This is a genomic window from Chromohalobacter sp. 11-W (genome assembly GCF_029889905.1).
In the GTDB taxonomy this organism is placed as follows: domain Bacteria; phylum Pseudomonadota; class Gammaproteobacteria; order Pseudomonadales; family Halomonadaceae; genus Chromohalobacter.
The window spans coordinates 325,359-342,243 of the sequence record NZ_JARANZ010000003.1; the positions used below are offsets into that span (position 1 = coordinate 325,359).

A 16,885-nucleotide genomic window follows, 5' to 3' on the forward strand; every position below is an offset into this window, starting at 1 on the left:
ACACCCCGGAATTCGAGACGAAGGTGGTTTCAGGTTCATCTAGGTGTTCAAGGGGTCTCGGAAGCATTGGATATTAACCCATTAATGCTGTCACGCATGTGAAAGGAATACCGAGCAGGAAATAACGTCCTAAAAAATAGCGAGGTAGAGTAGCAATGAAGGAGTATCGCTTCCGCGAAGCGCGATCAGATGATCTTGCATCACTAGTCGAAATGCTTGCTGATGATGAACTTGGGCAAACCCGTGAGTCGCCGGGGGCGCCGTTGAAAGTCGGCTATATCAGAGCATTCGAAGCTATCCAAAATGATCCAAATAACGAGCTTGTGGTTTGTGAATCGGATGGCCAATTGCTTGGTATGCTCCAAATGACGTTTATCCCTTACCTGACTTATATCGGAAGCTGGCGAGCGTTGATTGAGGGCGTTCGTGTTGCGTCGTCTAAGCGAGGAGAAGGGATTGGTGCCAAGCTTTTCGAGTGGGCAATACAGCGAGCTAAGGAAAAAGGCTGCCTGATCGTCCAATTAACCAGTGATAAGAAAAGGCCAAATGCAATTCGTTTTTATGAGAAGCTTGGTTTTAAAGCGTCGCATGAAGGGATGAAGCTCTGGTTGAACTAAAGAGCGTTTAACAGTTCATTAAAAGCAATCGCTAAAAGAGCTGCCGCGCTTCAGCAGAAAGCTTGGCTACGGCGTTAGGCGAGTTATTTATCTAGGGGGGGAGCCAACGATGCCACAAAAAGGTGAGCACAACTATTCCACTACCGTCGTCTGGACCGGTAATTCTGGCGAAGGTACAAAGCACTATCGCGCCTTTTCGCGCGATCATGAAATAACCTGCGGTGACAAACCCGCAATAGCCGGGTCGGCGGATCCAGCATTTCTTGGCGACTCATCCCGCTATAATCCGGAGGAGCTGTTGCTGAGCTCGCTCTCTGCATGCCACATGCTCTGGTATCTACATCTGTGCGCTGATGCCGGCATCAAGGTGTCGAGTTACGAGGACAACGCCGAAGGCCGAATGATTGAGACCAAAAGTGGCGGCGGTCATTTTGATAAAGTGATACTCAAGCCCATCGTCAACATCGGCGAAAACGACGATAGCGAGCTAGCGAAATCTCTTCATGAGAAAGCGCATTCGCTATGCTTCATTGCGAATTCGGTGAATTTTGAGGTCGCGTGTGAAGCCGAAATTCGCTACGGCCAATGAAGGCCTGACAGTGCGCTACGCGCGGGCGTTAGCTGCGCTTTGGCCTTGAACCGACAGGCGCTCACTGAAAGGAATCACTGATGATCGTTCCTTTATTCCTTGATACAAATGATTGTCGGCATTTTTCACAGGATGCTCGTCGTGCCGTTGAAGAGGTATGTGCCGATGCTGAATCGGAGATTCGTTCTTTCCTCGATGATTTAAATGAGAATATTGAGTTGGCGTGTCAGACGGGGCCTTTCGTTATCCCGGAAACGGGTGAGATGGGCATGGCAATCTCGCCAGGCCGCGTGGGATGGACCGTTGATGCGAGGCTGCCGGGCGGTGTGGCCGCTGTTGCTCGCGCCCAGCTGCGTTTCACGTTGTTTCACGAGCTCCATCATTTGGTAAGAGGATGGGTCATGTATGGTGGGGTGGCGCGTACCTCCTTTATGGAGGGAGTCGTCAGCGAGGGCCTTGCGACCGTATTTGAGCGAGATTTTGCAGGCCGTGAGACGCCTTGGGGGCAATATCCTGACGATATCGCGCAATGGGTTGCTGAGTTGCTAGCGCTTCCGGTTTCGGCGTCTTACGATAATTGGATGTTCCAGCACCCGGATGGGCGGCGTTGGATTGGTTATCGTGCAGGAACCTACATTGTAGACCAAGCTATCCTAGCGTCTGGGTTATCGGCTGCCGACTTGGTTCGTGTTCCAAGCGACGAAATACTACGGATGGCTGGTACCCGCTAGCATCGATACGAGAGAACCCAACAACGTCATGCACGTGATAATTGCGTGATGGCTGATATCGATATGAACGACGAATCACAAATCAAGGATTGGCTGGCGAGCGATCCCACACGTATGGAGGCGCTTGTCATCGCTTCTGAGCAGAATTTGCCGGATTGGTGCATCGCTGCGGGGTTCGTTAGAAACTTGGCTTGGGATAATCTGCACAGGCTTTCATCGGCCACCAGTATGAACGATGTTGATTTGATTTACTTCGATCCACACGATTGTAGCGAATCTCGCGACCGAGAAATTGAGGATAATCTAAAAATTATCTCTGGGCTTCCATGGTCAGTGAAAAATCAGGCAAGAATGCACGAGCGGAATTCGGACAGCCCGTACATTTCAACTGAAGATGCTATGAGTTTCTGGGTAGAAGTGGAAACTGCCGTGGGGGTCAGGTTGGATGAGAGAGGCGACGGCAGCGTTCTGTGACGCAAGTCGTTGACGTAGAAAATAAAGGTAATTTCGATATGTTTGACTACACGTTGGTACATTGGCTGGCGTTTTTGTCAGCGGCGGTGCTTCTGAATCTTTCTCCGGGGCCGGATATCGCGTTCATGCTAGGCCAGACACTACGCAGCGGGCGTCGATATGGGTTCGCTGCGATGTTCGGCGTATGGTCCGGGGCGGCGTTGCATGTAGTGATGGCGGCGGCGGGCCTGTCGGCCATTCTGGCTACCTCGGCGGTGGCGTTCTCGGTGGTCAAGTGGGTCGGGGCTGCCTATTTGATATGGCTCGGCGTCAAGATGCTGCTGTCGAAGGGAGATTCTTTTATCTCCAGTGACGGAGGCCGAGACGTAAAGGTGACATCGGTCTATTGGCAGGGTGTGCTGGTGTCCGCGCTGAACCCCAAAGTGGCTATCTTCTTCCTCGCATTCTTGCCGCAATTCGTCGTGGCAGGTGCCGGGCCGGTGGGTGCCCAGCTGTTCTTGCATGGCAGCTTGATTATCGTGGTGGCGGCTTTTATCGAGCCCCCTTTGGTGATGATGGGAGCAAAGCTGGGTGCTTTCTTGAAGGCAAGTCCGCGAGTGGGCATGTGGATGGATCGCGGCCTTGGTGCCATGTTCGTTGCCCTGGGGGCGCGTCTAGCCGCCAGCACCAGGTGAGATCAGGATGTCAGTAGCCCTCCTGCTTGCTGCATTAATACCCATGTATCGGATGCCAAAACCCTCGCTTCGCAATGGTGCTGGTTTCAATACAGACGGCGCTATCTCTACGAATCCTTAAGCTATCCCCCTTAGGGCTGAAAGGGCCACGATGGAGGTGGGTGCGCTTGGGTTGGGGGTGTTAGTTCTGTGTGTCGTGCCGGTTCAGCCAGCGCTCAAACAATCGCCAGCGCAGGTCAAATGTCTGGGTGTACCACTGCTGATCACGGTGTATGGCTTTTTCCAGATGCGCGGGCAGGGTGGGCAAATAGGGGCGCATGGGGGTGGAAGTCTCTTTGTGTAACCCCACCCGCTCGCGCGCTGAATGACGCGAGGGACTGTAGCTGATCAGACTGGCTTGATGGGCCATGGGCTCGGCGCGTGTGGCGTAGCGGATGAATCGCTCAGCAAGCTGGGGTTGATCCGCCTGGGCGGGAATGGCCCAACTGTTGTAGTCCAGTAGTTGGCCATCCCAGATAATGGTAATAGGCGCTCCGTCGTTGACCTGGGCATCAAAAAAGCGTCCGTTGTAGCCAGAGGCCATGGCGACTTTGCCTTCGGCCAGCAGCCGGGCCGGCTCGTTGCCGCCGGTCCACCAGGTGAGTTGCCCGCGCAGTTTATCCAATTGGTTGAAGGCCAGATCAAAGCCGCGCTCGGTACTTAGAAGATCATAGAGCTGACTGCGGGGCACGCCTTGGCTCATCAGCGCCCATTCAAACAGCCCCACTGGCGCGCGCCGCAGAGCGCGCCGACCGGGGAAGTGCTGGGTATCAAAAAAGTCCTCGACGCGACGTGGTTTTACGCCGGGGAAGGCCCTGTCGTCATAGGCGATCACGGTAGAGAATACCAGTTGCGTCACCGCGCAGCGGCCAATGGCGCCTTTTATAAAATCCTCGCTCGCGGGAGTGCCGTCGGGTGCGGAGGCAAGGATGCTCGGGTCCAGTTCGCACAACAGGCCCTGTTCGCAGGCGGTGTCGGCGTTGGCCTTTATCATGTCGATCACATCCCAGGAGTGATCGCCCTTGGCGTAGGCTTCTTTTAGGGCGTCCAGCCCGCCGTTAAAACGTACGGTTTCTACCTCGATGCCGGTTTTTTCGGTAAAGGGCTCGAAGTAGGCTTCGTGCTGGCTACGTTCGTAGGCGCCGCCCCAAGTGACCACCGTGAGCGTGGGATGGTCCGTATCCGCCAGCGCCGGTAGCGTCAGCGTGATGGTGAGTAGCAATATGAGATTAAGCGGTCGCATTTTCCTCCCGTCGTAAGTCATCGACGATGCCTAGATAGGCGCGTATCACCGCTTCCTCGGAGACACTGCCAACGGGGCGTCCGTCATCGTCCAGAATCGGAACCGATTCGCCCACGAAACCCTCCAGTGCGTTCATGGCATCCCAGACACTGGTGGCGTGGATAAAGGCGGGCGCAATACGCCAGTGCTTCCGTGGCACCGGCTCGGCATCGGGCAGGGTGAGGAGTGTCTGAAGGCGCACGCAGCCGACAAAATAGCCCTGAGCGTCGGTGATTACGGCCTCGGCCCGCTGCTGTTCGACCAGTAGTGTGCGGATGGCGCCAGCGGTATCGGTGGCATTTGCGCGCGTGACATCGGTCGAAGCGTAATCGGCAATCGAGAGGCTCTGTAGTATCGCCCGGTCGCGGCCCTGGCGGAGATCGAACCCTCGTGCACGCAGTTGCCGGTCAAACAGCGAGCGGCCCACCATCCGGTAGGAGACCAGGTTGCAAAACACTACCGTTACCATCGCCGCAATGGTCAGGTCGTAATTGCGGGTCAACTCAAACACGATCAGTATGGTCGTCAGCGGCGCGCCGATCACCGCGCTCGCCAACGCCATCATGCCGCCAATGGCGTAAGCCACCAGGCCGGACAACTCCAGCGGTACAACCGTTTGTGCCGTCATGCCGAACAATGAACCAAACAGTATCCCGATCAATAGCGCCGGGCTGAATACCCCGCCCACAAAACCGAAGCCCACGCACAAGGCCGTGACCAACAGCTTCAGGGCGACGAGCAAGCCCAACTCCTCGGCCCCAAAAGCGCCGGGGATGGTGGCAAAGCGCAGACTCTCCTGGCCGATACCCAGTACCTCCGGCATCCACAACGCCACCAGCCCCAGTGCCAAGCCGGCACCGGCGGGTTTGATTGTTTGTGGCAACCGGGCCTGGGCGGCCAATTTACCGGCCTTCTCAATTAAGCGGATAAAAACCCAGGCCAGTAGCGCGCACAACATTCCCTCAAAAGCGAAGAGCAAAAACTCGTAGCTATGGCTAACACCGGCAAAATCCACCAGGAACAAAGGCTCAAGCTCAAACACTACATTGGCCAATACATAGCCCGTGGCTGCCGCCACCGTGACCGGTGCAAAGGCGCGCAGCGAATAGTGGCGCAGGATCACCTCGTGGGCGAACACCAGTCCGGCGATCGGGGCATTAAACGCCGTCGCAATCGCAGCGGACACGCCGCAGGCAATGGCAATGGCCTTCAGATCTTTGACGCCCAATTTCAGCTTGGCAGCCAGCGCCCCAAACAGCGTGCCCAGATACACCATGGGCCCGTACTGGCCCACACTGGCGCCACTGCCTAGCGAGACAATCGCCGCCAGGGTGGAAACGATACCATCGCGAAAGCTCGGTAGCGGCTGATCGGTCTGCACCGCGAGAATGGCGTCCGGCGGCGCTAGCGCTCTCCGCACGCTCGAGCCATAGCGCATCAAAAGTCCCACCACTAGGCCACCCAACGTGGGCACCAGTACCGTCGCGGCCGTCACCAGCCCCGGTCGCTCGCCCCATTGAATCCGTGCGTAAGGGGACACCAGTAGCCGGTGGTTCAACCACGCTACCGCCTCCACAAAACCGATGGCGCACAGAGAAGCGACCGCACCGACGATCACCGCGACCAGAGAAATGGCGCTAATGCGGTAGATGATGGTTAGCCAGTTTCGCACGGTAGAGCGCATAGGTTTGATGAGTCTTGTTGGGCGTCGAGTGTAAAGTGGCTGAGAAGATAGAGCCTTGAGAATCAATATGATGATAGGTCAGCGTTGGCGTTTTATCATTCTCGCTATTTTTGTACAGTGAAGCGTATCAGAATGTACCGCATGACATTAAAGCTCGCCCGCTTTATCACCTTTTAGTTTATTGAGTTCAATGGCGAATTCATCATCCGGACGCTGATAATTTTTCAAGGGGGACGATAAAACTGTGTGTTCAGAATATCCTCTGAGGGCGTTTCTGCTTGAATGAAAAAGTTTAGGAAGTAAATTGACGCCGTTTGTAAACAAATTTTGTTGAGACATTGAGTTACACTAATAAGAATACCATCCGGAAAAGCGTCGCTGTTCCGGTTCTTGCAGTCGCCTGATGTGATGCATTCATTTGCCACTCTCAGCTCACTTCTTGGGGCTGGAGTAGACGCTCAGCGCGGTTACCGTGGCGAGGATCAGCAACATCCCGACGATCTGGATGCTCACCAGGCTTTCGCCGAGGACCACGACGCCGAAGAGCGATGCGGTGACGGGTTCGACCATGGCGACGATGGAGGCGACGGCCGGGGCGGTGTGTTTCAGGCCGGCGATGTAGAAGATGAACGAGAGCCCGGCGCCGAGTATTCCCAGCGTGACGAACAGCGGCCAGTCCGGTGTATGCAGCACGTCCAGTGTTTGGCTGGTATCGCCGAGGCCGGCCAAGAGCACGGCGAGAACCGCGAAGGCAATCACCAGAATGGCCTGCGGGCTGCCGTGCGGTGCCGCGTACTTGAACCCGAAGATGAACACCGCGTAGGAGACCCCGGCCAGCAGCCCGGCACCCACGCCGAGTAGCGTGACGCCCCCTGAGCTCACATCGTAAATACGTGTCAGCAGCACGATACCGAGCATCACCACGACGATGGCGGCCCATTTCAGCGGCGTGGGCTGTTCGAGCTTGAGCACGAACGAGAGCAGATAGACGAAGATCGGCGCCGAGTACATCAAGGTCGCCGCCACCGCGACGCTGCCCTGCGAGATACTGAGGAAATAGAACGCGAAGTTGCCGGCGACGCCCAGGCCGGCCACCGCTGACCATCCCCACAGGCGACGATTGCGCAATCCGCTGTGGCGTGGGCGGATCGCCAACCAGCCGAGCACGAATACCAGGCCGATGGCGCCCCGGTAGAACGAGACGACGAACGCATCCCAGTCGTCCGCCATGAGCAGGCCGCCGATGCCGCCGGATAGACCCCAGCAAAGTGAGGCGAGAACCACGAGTGCCGTTGCACCTGCCATTGAGAGCTCCTGTTATCAGGGTGAAGTGGAAAATCGAATCATAGACCGCCGTAAAAGGACGGCATCCCCTGCGGGCCACGCCAACAAGGGATGCCGTCTCATGCCGTGTTCCTCCAAGCGCATCAGGAGCGTACCTTTTCCAGGAGCCTCTGAAGCGTCTTCTTGCTCCATACGAAGAGCCCGATAGGCGGCATCGCCGGCATATATATCACTTTCAGAGCCTGTTCATGCTCGGCCCGCTCGTTTTTACGAGACTGCTCATCGTTACGCATATCGTCTCCTTATCGCGTTGCTATCAAGAACCTCACTCCTCACGAGTGCCGTTGTATCTGCATTTACGTCTCCTGATGACGGGGTGAAGTGGCAGGAGACTGGAAAGCCGCGCGCTCGGCGCTCCTGTAGCCGATGAGGGCCGTGGCCACCGCGATCAGCGCGAAGGCGATGAAGCAGACGAGATATCCTCGGCTGCCGATCAGGTAGCCCGCGAGGGGCGAGCCGACGATCTGGCCGACGGCGATCATCAGGAAGGGCAGTCCCAGCCCGATGGCGGGGCGTTCCGCATACAGCCGGATGCCCCAGACGAGGTAGACGCCGGTCAGCATGATGTAGGCCGCGCCGAAGAGTGCGGCCGCGACGAGCACCGCCGCCAGGTTCGAGGGGCTGATTACCAGCAAGCCGAGCGCGCAGGCCATGGCCGCGAGACTGCCGCGATGCACGACGTTGAGGCCAAAGCGTGCGATCAGGTCGCCCGCTGCGCCGCCGACCAACCCCGCGACCCCGATCAGAATCCAGACGATGTTGGCCGTCGCCTGCTCGAAATGTCCCAGCGTGATGACCACATCGCTCGAGAAGGTCCAGAAGGCCGCGCTGGCCGTGCCCATCCCGACGGCCGCGACGATCAGCGTCAACGCATGAGGGCGCCAGAGCCCGCCAAGACGATCGGCGCCTTGGCGGCTGTCGGTCGAGGCGGTGTCGCCGGTGCTCGCGCGAGGCATACTGAACAGCAACAGCAGCGCATTGAGCAACGCGGCGACGGCAAAGGCGGCGTAGGCGAGCCGCCACTGCCCGGTGGCGAGAAAGGCGACCGGCCCGGAAACAGCAACGCCCAGGCTGGTACCGGCGTTGATGACGGTGTTGGCCCGCCCTTGCCGGGGCGTGGTGATCGCGCGTGATACTGCCTGCGCCATGGGCGGCGATGCCAGTCCGGTGCTCGTTCCCGCGAGCAGAATGGCGCCGGCCAGCCACAATGGCTGCGTGCTGACGGCGACGCCTGCCATGCCCACCGCCGCGATCAGGGCGGCGGCGACGGCGATCCGGCGTGGCCCGAAGCGTTCCACCAGCAGCGCGCTGAGCACGATGGCGAGGCAATACCCCACATAGGCGCCGCTGCCGATGACGCCGGCCAGGGTCGGGTTCAAACCGACATCGTCGCGCATGCTGGGCAGGAATAGCCCATAGGCGAAGCGCGCCAGGCCGTAGGTGGTGCCGATCAGCATGGTGCCGGCGACGATCAGGCGGAATTCGATGCGCGTCATGCGGTGTACTCCCCTCGGCCTGTGGCCGGCATCATGGTAACGATGTGTAAAACGGTCGTTTTCACTATGGGCGTAATTTAGCCGCCGGTTCGAGCCCGGTTAATGTCACGAGTCGTGGGCTATGCTGCGTGTCGAAGCGGCAAGCGTGTCGCTGAACTCGGCGCCGCTATGACGCCCGCGCGGCATTTGCCAAACGCTGCGCCGCTCGGCGCGCGACATCGACGGTCGCGACGCCGCGATACGCTGCCATGTGGGTCGCGCCTTCGAACAGCAGTTGAATCGTCTCGACGAGTTCGTCGTCATGCTGGCTGATCTCCGCGACGACGATGTCGCTAATCCGGCCCCGCAGGCGCTGCTTATGGCGTTCCATCGCCTCGGCGATCTCTGGCACATCGCCACCGGTTTCCCCCCAAGCGCGCAGGAACAGGCAGCCCCGCACGGCCTCCTGGGCCAACCAAGTCTCCAGTGCGCCGAACAAGGCATCGATGCTGTCTTCTTCCACCAAGCGATGGAAGCGGCGGTCGCGCTCGTTCAGGACGGCCGCGATCAGGCCGTTCTTGCTGCCGACGTGCTTGTAAAGCGTGCGACTCGAGATCCCAGCGCCCTCCGTCAGCCGGTCCATGCCGGTGGCGTTAAAACCGTGACGGTCGAAGAGCTGCTCGGCGGTCTCGAGCAATCGTGTGCGAATATCCATGTCTGCAGTGTAAAACGATCACTTTACCTTCGCAAGCCGAGGCTCAGACAAAACGCCCCCGCGCCGTTTATTTGTTAAATTGATGCACCAGTTCACTTTTACCACCCAGAACGCCGATATTCCGGTCTTCGGGAGCGCAGAGTGGTTTGTCGTATTGAGTGTTGAAGAGAATCAGGGCCGACTCGTCAAAAAAAGGAGCAAAATGGCATTGCCATGACACAAAGTGACCTTCAAAAAGCCATCACCCGAGGTGAAGATAGCCGCCACCAGTTCAAGCGTGACGCTACCAATGCGGATGGTCTTGCCGCCGAGCTGGCGGCCTTTGCCAACAGTGGCGGTGGCTGGCTGTTTCTGGGCGTGAACGACGATGGTTCGATTGCGGGGTTGGATGGCGCGTCGGTTCGGCGTTTGAACCAATTACTGGGCAACGCCGCCTCTCAGCATGTGCGTCCACCGGTGCATCCGCTGACTGAAAATGTGCAGACGGATCAGGGCCTTGTGGTGGTGGTTGAAGTGCCCGATGGATTGGCCAAGCCTTATTTGGACAATCAAGGCCGCATCTGGGTCAAGCAGGGCTCGGACAAGCGGCATGTAACTTCTCGGGAGGAGATGCAGCGCATGTTCCAGCGCTCCGGGCTGGTTTACGCCGACGTGGTCCCGGTGGCGGGTACTTCCATAGAGGATATCGACGACAAGGCCTTTACTGCCTATTTCGACCGTCGCTACGGAGAAAGCGATGAGTTCTCGGGCCTGACCCGGGAGCAGTTGCTGCAGAACCTGGGCTTGGGCGATGGCAGCGAGCTGAACCTGTCAGGGCTAATGCTGTTTGCTCGCAATCCCCAGCTCTGGCGCCCGGCGTTTGAAGTCAAGGCGGTGGCCTTCCCCGGCACCGCGCTGCACGATACCCGCTACCTGGATAGTGAGGACATCAAAGGCACCTTGCTGGAGCAGTTCCGGGGCGCTTTCGCTTTTATCAAACGCAATCTGCATCATGTGCAGCACGGGCGCAGCTTCAATACGTTGGGTGAGCTTGAGATCCCCGAAACCGCGTTGGAAGAGCTGCTGGTCAACGCCCTGATCCACCGAGATTATTTTACCAGCGCCTCGGTCCGGCTGATGGTCTTTGCCGACCGGGTGGAGATCGTTAGCCCTGGCCACCTGTCGGATAGCTTGAGCCCGGAAGATATTCGACGAGGCAAGACCATTCGCCGCAACCCTACGCTCACCGAGCATGCCTCCCATATCCTGCCCTATCGGGGCATGGGCAGCGGTATTCCACGAGCACTTCAGGCATGGCCCCGGATCGATTTGGTGGACGACTCATCGGGAAATCAGTTCAGTGCAGTGGTCTGGCGACCGGAGGCGGAGTGGCGCTCAGGGACGGGCGGCGACCAAGTCACCGATCAAGTCACCGATCAAGTCACCGATCAAGTCACCGATCAAGTCACACCCGAGATGGAGCGGCTTCTGCTGGCCATCGATGGTGAAGTGAAGAGGGCGGATCTACAGCAAGCACTGGGCCTGAAGCATACTCCGCACTTCAGAGATGCCTATCTTCGCCCGGCACTGGAAGCTGGGCTGGTCGAGCTGACGATTCCGGACAAGCCCAATAGCCGTTTGCAGAAATACCGACTCACGGCCGCTGGCAAAACCTGGCTGCAGCGCCGGAGCGATTAAAGATAGCCTTCTGAGTCTGAAAAAACGCCCCCGCGCCGTTTACTTCAAAATAACGGCGCGGGGGCGTTTGCGTTTCAGGGCGCGGATGGAGTGTTAGTTGCTGCCCTGCGCACGCGGCAGCACGTTGAGGGCCCTGAGTAGGTTGAGCGCTTCGCCGAGTTGGTAGTCGCTTTCGGCGAGTGAGGCTTCGCGCTTGGTGCGTTCGGTGTCGCCGTTGATGTTGCGCAGGTGGTTCTCGAGGTCGGCTTCGCGGATATTGAGGCCGCTGCCTTCGGCAACTTCGAGGCGGCCACGCACCACGTCGACATCCGGCTCGATGCCTTGGGCCTGGATCGAGCGGCCATCCGGCGTGTAGTAGAGCGCGGTGGTCAGCTTCAGGCCATCGCCGTTGTTGAGCGGCAGTACCTGTTGGACGGAGCCCTTGCCGAAGCTCTCGGTGCCCATCAGCACGGCGCGTTGCTGGTCCTGCAGCGCGCCGGCGACGATCTCTGCTGCCGAGGCGCTGCCGCCGTTGATCAGCACCACCATGGGCACGTCCGGGGCGCTGGTCTGCGTGGATGCCGAGAAGCGCATGTCGCTGTCCGGCAGGCGGCCTTCGGTGTAGACGATCAGGCCACTGTCGAGGAACAGGTCGGCGACGTCGACGGCGCTGTCGAGCACACCGCCGGGGTTGTTGCGCAAGTCGAGTATCAGCCCCTTGAGTTCGCCTTCGTCACGTAGTGAGGCGATGGCGTCGCGGGCCTGCTCGCCGGTGCGGCTCTGGAACTGGCTGATGCGCAGATAGCCATAGCCCGGCGCTAGTAGCTCGTGTTTGACGCTCTCGGTCTGGATGGTCTCGCGCGTCAGGGTGACGTTGCGCGGCGCATCCTCGCCCTCGCGCATGATGGTCAGGCGGATATCCTCGCCTTCGTCGCCGCGCATCATGTCTACGGCTTCCTGCAGCGACATGCTCTCGGTGGGCGTGTCGTCGATGCGCAGGATGCGGTCCTGGGCCTGGAGCCCGGCGCGCGCGGCGGGGGTGTCGTCGAGAGGTGCGATGATCGTCAACTGACCCTCTTGCATGCCGACTTCGATGCCGACGCCGCTGAATTCACCCTCGGTGGTCTCGCGCAGGGCCTCGAAGTCGTCCTTGTCGAGATAGGCGGAGTGCGGGTCGAGCTCGCCGAGCATGCCACGAATGGCGTTGCGCATCAGGGTGGTGTCGTCGACTTCGTCGACATAGGTGCGCTTGATGCGCTCGAAGACCTCGGCGAAGGTCTGCACGTCTTCCACGGGCAGGGCGTCATTGTCGGCCGGTGGCTGAGCGCTTTGCTGAGCGTGCGCCGGTAGCGGCAGGGTTAGCACACCGATCACCAGGGCCATGCCCATGGCTAGAAAGTGACGAACGGTGAGACGCGGGGAACGGGGTTGGCTTGCGGTCATGCTGTCTCCACAACGCGGCGGAACGGGCTCGTGTCAGTCGCGCCGGAAGGGGCGACCAAGTGGCGGGGCGAAGGTGAACCCACGCGCGCCGAGGCCCAGCATAGCCTTTATGGGTCGGCGCAATCCAGCGCGACGGACGTTCAGCGCCGGGCGATCCAGTCGCTGGGGTCGATGGGGTCGCCATCCTTGCGCACCTCGAAATACAGCGCGGGGCTGTCGCGACCGCCACTGTCGCCGACGGCGGCGAGGGTGTCGCCGCGCGTGACCTGGGCGCCGACCTCGACATCGAAGCGTTGCAGGTGGGCGTACAGCGTCATGACGTTGTCGCCGTGGTCGACGATCAACAGGTTGCCGAAGCCGCGCATCCAGTTGGCGAACACCACGCGGCCGGCGTGTACGGCGGAGACCGGTGTGCCCGCTGCGGCGCCGATGAGCATGCCGTTGCGGTCGACGCCGGCGCCGTTGCCGTAGGTGGCGAGCATGTCGCCCTGCACGGGCCAGGGTAGCTCGCCCCGGGTTTGGGCGATATCCGTGGAGGGCGGCGCCTGGTCGAGGCGCTCGAGCTTGGCCTGCATCTGCTCGAGCAGTTGCTGCGCGTCTTCGCGGTTATCGGTGAGCGCGGCCAGCTTGGCTTGCTGGGAGGTGTAGCGTTGTTTGTACTTCGAGAGGATGGCTTCGCGCTCGCTGCGTTGATCGCTGAGCGTTTCGCGACGCTCGGTGAGCTCGCTGGCGAGGTCGTCCAGGCGCTCTTGATGCGACTGTAGCGCGCTTTGCGTTTCGTCGAGCTGGCTTTCGAGCTTGGCCAGGGCGTCGAGGCGTTGCTGACGCGCCTGGTTGAGATGATTGAGATACTGCTGAAGGCGGTCCAGCCGCGCAGGGTCGGTCTGGTTGAGCAGCAGCTTGAGCTGCGGCGTGGGGCCGAGCCGGTACAGTGCGTTGAGTTGTGTGGCCAGGGCGGCGCGTTGTTGGCGGCGTTCTTCCTCGAGGGTCTGGCGCTGCTGCTTGAGCTCGGCGACTTCCTGGTCGAGTTGATCCTGCTCGCGTTGCAGGCCGGTCAGCCGCTGTTGGGTATCGGCCAGTTTGGTTTCTATCTCGCGCAGTTTGCGCTGCGCGCTATCGCGTTCATCGCGGGTGCCCTCGAGGCGCGACTCGGCGTTCTGGATATCGCTTCCCAAGGCTTCGAGTTGACGTTTGACCGCCTCCGGCGAGTTCTGCGCCCAAGCGCTGGACGCGCCCAGCGCCAGCCACGCACACGAGAACGCCATGGCGCAGGCCATGGCGATTCGCTTGCTGGACGTTGGCGCGCTCATGCGCCGACTCCGCAATACACGCACACCTATCAGGGGGTATCCACCAGCACGCGGCCGGTCATTTCCTCGGGAATCGGCTCGTGCATCATGGTCAGCAGGGTCGGCGCCAGATCGCACAGGCTGCCGTCGTCCGCCAGGGTGGCGCCGGCGCGTGGCGTGACGTAGACCAGCGGCACCTGAAAGGTGGTGTGCGCCGTCTGCGGATTGCCCGTCTCGGGATGCACCATCTGCTCGGCATTGCCGTGATCGGCGGTGACCAGGCATTCGCCGCCGGCGCGCTCGATAGCCTCGATCACCCGGCCCAGGCAGACATCCACTGCCTCGATGGCTTTGACGGCGGCATCGAAGTCGCCGCTATGGCCGACCATATCGCCATTGGCGTAGTTGCACACCACCAGATCGAACGTGCCTGCGTCGATGGCCGCGACCAGCTTGTCGGTGAGCTCATACGCGCTCATCTCCGGCTTCTCGTCGTACGTCTTGACGTCCTGTGGCGAGGGGATCAGCTCGCGGGTCTCGCCGTCGAATTCGTCCTCGCGGCCGCCGGAGAAGAAGAAGGTGACGTGGGCGTACTTCTCGGTCTCGGCGATGCGTAGCTGTTTCAGGCCGCGCTTGGCGACGGTCTCGCCCAGGGTGTTGACCAGGTCGGTGGGCGGAAAGGCCACCAGCGCCGGAATGTTCGCGGCGTATTCGGTGAGCATCACCAGCCCTTCGTGGGCCAGCTTGGGCCGTGCCTGGCGGGTGAAGCCGCTGAAATCATCCTCGGCGAAGGCGCGGGTCAGCTCGCGGGCGCGGTCGGCGCGGAAGTTGAGGAACAGCGCGGCGTCGCCATCGGCCATGCGAACGGGCTCGCCGTGCGGGCGAATGCTGGTGGCGGCGACGAATTCGTCGCTTTCGTCACGCTCGTAGGCGGCGTCCAGCCCGGCCTCGGCACTGGTGGCGACCTGCTTGCCTTCACCCTCGACGATGACGCGATAGGCTTGCTCGACACGGTCCCAGCGGTTGTCGCGGTCCATGGCGTAGTAACGGCCGACGATCGAAGCGACGTAGGCGTTGTCGGCACCGAACAGCTCGGCGAGCCGCGCATTGGCGCGTTCCAGCGAGGCCCGAGCGCTTTTGGGCGCGGTATCGCGACCGTCGAGAAAGGCGTGCAGATAAACGTGCTTGGCACCACGATCGGCGGCCAGCGCGGCCACGGCAAGGATGTGATCCTCGTGACTGTGTACGCCACCGGGCGAGAGCAAGCCAAGTAGATGCACGGCTCTGCCGGCGGCCACGGCGGCGTCGATGGGCGCCGTCAGCGCGGTGTTGGCAGTCAGTTCACCGTCTTCAATGGCCTTGGTGATACGCGTGAAGTCCTGATACACGATGCGCCCGGCGCCGAGGTTCATGTGGCCGACTTCGGAGTTGCCCATCTGGCCGTCGGGCAGCCCGACGTACTTGCCATCGGTGTGCAGCAAGGCGGAGGGGTAGCGTTGTTTCAGCGCGTCCATGACCGGCGTCTTGGCCGAGTAAACGGCGTTGTGCCGAGTGTCATCGTTTTGGCCGTAGCCATCGAGGATCAACAGCGCAACGGGCCGGGGACGCTGGGTGTGGGTATCTGCCATAACATGCCTCGCGGGAATCTGATGGGCGTCGCATCGGCGTATCCGGCCGATGACCCCATGAAGCGGCAGTGCCGCTGCGGGGTTCGCGACTCACGTCTCCTTGCGGCATCATAACGCAGTCACGAGAGAGCGTCAGCCGCGTCGGTGGGGCCGGACGCTCGCGCATGGCTCATGTATACTAAGGCGCCCGCCGGGGCATGCGGCGTTCGCCGAGCGCACACGACGCCGACAGACACACAACGAGAGTTATCCGCACCCATGATCGATCAGTTATTCGAATTCGTGCAAAACCACCTGCTACTGTCAGGCGCTTTTCTGGTGGTACTGGTGGCATGGATCGCCTACGAGCTGAAAGGCTCGAACAGCGGCGTCTCGCCGTCCGAAGCCACCTCGTTGATCAATCGCGAGGAGGGGCTGTTTCTGGATATTCGCGAGGTCAAGGACTTCAAGGCGGGGCATATCGCCGGTGCCCGCAATATTCCCAAGGGCCGCTTGGAGGATCGCCTCAAAGAGCTCGAGGACTACAAGGAAAAGCCGGTGGTGGTGGTATGCCAGCATGGCCAAAGCTCCGGTGCTGCCGTGGGGCAGTTGACCCAGGCCGGCTTCACCCGCGCGGCCAAGCTCAAGGGCGGTATGACCCAGTGGCAGTCCGATGAGTTGCCGGTGGTCCGCAAGTAAGCGATACACTGGCGGGGCGGCGCACGCCGGGCCCCGCGTCTCATGCATAGATAAGTCAAAGGAAGTGCAACATGGCGGAAGACAACAATCAGGCCGCTCAAGGTGGCAACGACACGCAGAACCAGCTGCAATTTTCCATGCAGCGCATTTACGTCAAGGATGTCTCCTTCGAGTCGCCCAACGCGCCGAGCGTGTTCCAGAATGCGTTCAAGCCCAAGGTCGGGCTCGATCTCAACACCACCAGCGAACAGGTCGGTGAGAACCTCTACGAGGTCGTGGTCAAGGTGACGGCGCAGGTCACCAACAACGAAGACGGCGCCACGGCGTTTCTCGTCGAGGTGGAGCAGGCGGGGTTGTTCCGCATCGCCGGCTTGAGCGACGACCAGCTCGACCACACCCTGGGCGCGTTCTGCCCCAATATGCTGTTCCCCTATGCGCGTGAGTGCATCGACAACCTGGTCAATCGCGGCAGCTTCCCGCCGCTGATGCTGTCACCGGTCAACTTCGAGGCGATGTACGCCCAGAAGAAGAAGCGCGAAAGCGAAGCCGCCGAGAACGTGCAGTAAG

17 protein-coding genes are annotated in these 16,885 nt (G+C 60.4%); 8 read left to right on the top strand and 9 right to left on the bottom strand.

Going from position 1 to position 16,885, the window contains the following annotated elements; all coding sequences use genetic code 11:
• Positions 1–155 precede the first annotated feature (155 nt).
• The 5 genes from OP494_RS06535 (at position 156) to OP494_RS06555 (ending at position 3,085) form a co-directional block, all read left to right on the top strand.
• Positions 156–617 (top strand): GNAT family N-acetyltransferase, encoded by a 462-nt coding sequence (locus OP494_RS06535; protein WP_280539916.1) that lies wholly within the window; start codon positions 156–158, stop codon positions 615–617.
• Positions 618–726: 109 nt separating this feature from the next.
• Positions 727–1,206, top strand: a complete 480-nt coding sequence (locus OP494_RS06540) for an OsmC family protein (protein WP_280539917.1) — start codon at positions 727–729, stop codon at positions 1,204–1,206.
• Between the two features lie 80 nt (positions 1,207–1,286).
• On the top strand, positions 1,287–1,937 hold the full coding sequence (locus OP494_RS06545; protein WP_280539918.1) for a DUF2268 domain-containing putative Zn-dependent protease: 651 nt from the start codon (positions 1,287–1,289) through the stop codon (positions 1,935–1,937).
• A 48-nt stretch (positions 1,938–1,985) separates the two neighbouring features.
• Positions 1,986–2,411, top strand: a complete 426-nt coding sequence (locus tag OP494_RS06550; RefSeq protein ID WP_280539919.1) for a nucleotidyltransferase family protein — start codon at positions 1,986–1,988, stop codon at positions 2,409–2,411.
• A complete protein-coding gene (locus OP494_RS06555) occupies positions 2,408–3,085 on the top strand; it encodes a LysE family translocator (RefSeq protein WP_280539920.1) in 678 nt (225 codons plus the stop codon). Before OP494_RS06550 ends, OP494_RS06555 begins: the two co-directional genes overlap by 4 nt.
• Before the next feature lie 181 nt (positions 3,086–3,266).
• Here OP494_RS06555 and OP494_RS06560 read toward each other — a convergent pair whose 3' ends face one another.
• From OP494_RS06560 to OP494_RS06585, 6 genes are all read right to left on the bottom strand, one after another.
• The gene (locus OP494_RS06560; RefSeq protein WP_280539921.1) at positions 3,267–4,388 is read right to left on the bottom strand and encodes an ABC transporter substrate-binding protein; all 1,122 of its coding nucleotides are present in this window, start codon (positions 4,386–4,388) and stop codon (positions 3,267–3,269) included.
• On the bottom strand, positions 4,354–6,078 hold the full coding sequence (locus tag OP494_RS06565) for a chloride channel protein (RefSeq protein ID WP_280539923.1): 1,725 nt from the start codon (positions 6,076–6,078) through the stop codon (positions 4,354–4,356). Before OP494_RS06565 ends, OP494_RS06560 begins: the two co-directional genes overlap by 35 nt.
• A 444-nt stretch (positions 6,079–6,522) precedes the next feature.
• Positions 6,523–7,395, bottom strand: a complete 873-nt coding sequence (locus tag OP494_RS06570) for a DMT family transporter (protein ID WP_280539924.1) — start codon at positions 7,393–7,395, stop codon at positions 6,523–6,525.
• A gap of 122 nt (positions 7,396–7,517) precedes the next feature.
• Positions 7,518–7,667: a hypothetical protein gene (locus OP494_RS06575; protein ID WP_280539925.1), complete on the bottom strand. Its 150-nt coding sequence runs from the start codon at positions 7,665–7,667 to the stop codon at positions 7,518–7,520.
• Between the two features lie 63 nt (positions 7,668–7,730).
• Positions 7,731–8,930 carry an MFS transporter gene (locus OP494_RS06580; RefSeq protein WP_280539926.1) on the bottom strand — a complete coding sequence of 400 codons (1,200 nt, stop codon included), beginning with the start codon at positions 8,928–8,930 and terminating at the stop codon, positions 7,731–7,733.
• A 166-nt stretch (positions 8,931–9,096) separates the two neighbouring features.
• Complete coding sequence (locus OP494_RS06585; RefSeq protein ID WP_280539928.1) at positions 9,097–9,624, bottom strand: helix-turn-helix domain-containing protein; 528 nt, start codon at positions 9,622–9,624, stop codon at positions 9,097–9,099.
• Between the two features lie 213 nt (positions 9,625–9,837).
• On the opposite strand from OP494_RS06585, the gene OP494_RS06590 reads away from it, so the two are divergent.
• Positions 9,838–11,301: a Fic family protein gene (locus OP494_RS06590; protein ID WP_280539930.1), complete on the top strand. Its 1,464-nt coding sequence runs from the start codon at positions 9,838–9,840 to the stop codon at positions 11,299–11,301.
• A gap of 93 nt (positions 11,302–11,394) precedes the next feature.
• On the opposite strand, the gene OP494_RS06595 is transcribed toward OP494_RS06590, so the two are convergent.
• From OP494_RS06595 to gpmI, 3 genes are all read right to left on the bottom strand, one after another.
• Positions 11,395–12,723 (bottom strand): S41 family peptidase, encoded by a 1,329-nt coding sequence (locus tag OP494_RS06595; RefSeq protein WP_280539932.1) that lies wholly within the window; start codon positions 12,721–12,723, stop codon positions 11,395–11,397.
• A 140-nt stretch (positions 12,724–12,863) separates the two neighbouring features.
• Positions 12,864–14,033, bottom strand: coding sequence for a peptidoglycan DD-metalloendopeptidase family protein (locus OP494_RS06600; RefSeq protein WP_280539934.1), 1,170 nt, complete (start codon positions 14,031–14,033; stop codon positions 12,864–12,866).
• A 29-nt stretch (positions 14,034–14,062) separates the two neighbouring features.
• Positions 14,063–15,640 carry a 2,3-bisphosphoglycerate-independent phosphoglycerate mutase gene (gene gpmI / locus OP494_RS06605; protein ID WP_280539935.1) on the bottom strand — a complete coding sequence of 526 codons (1,578 nt, stop codon included), beginning with the start codon at positions 15,638–15,640 and terminating at the stop codon, positions 14,063–14,065.
• Between the two features lie 258 nt (positions 15,641–15,898).
• On the opposite strand from gpmI, the gene OP494_RS06610 reads away from it, so the two are divergent.
• A complete protein-coding gene (locus OP494_RS06610) occupies positions 15,899–16,318 on the top strand; it encodes a rhodanese-like domain-containing protein (RefSeq protein WP_280539937.1) in 420 nt (139 codons plus the stop codon).
• Between the two features lie 71 nt (positions 16,319–16,389).
• Positions 16,390–16,884, top strand: a complete 495-nt coding sequence (secB, locus tag OP494_RS06615) for a protein-export chaperone SecB (protein WP_040240498.1) — start codon at positions 16,390–16,392, stop codon at positions 16,882–16,884.
• The last annotated feature ends 1 nt before the right edge of the window (position 16,885 follow it).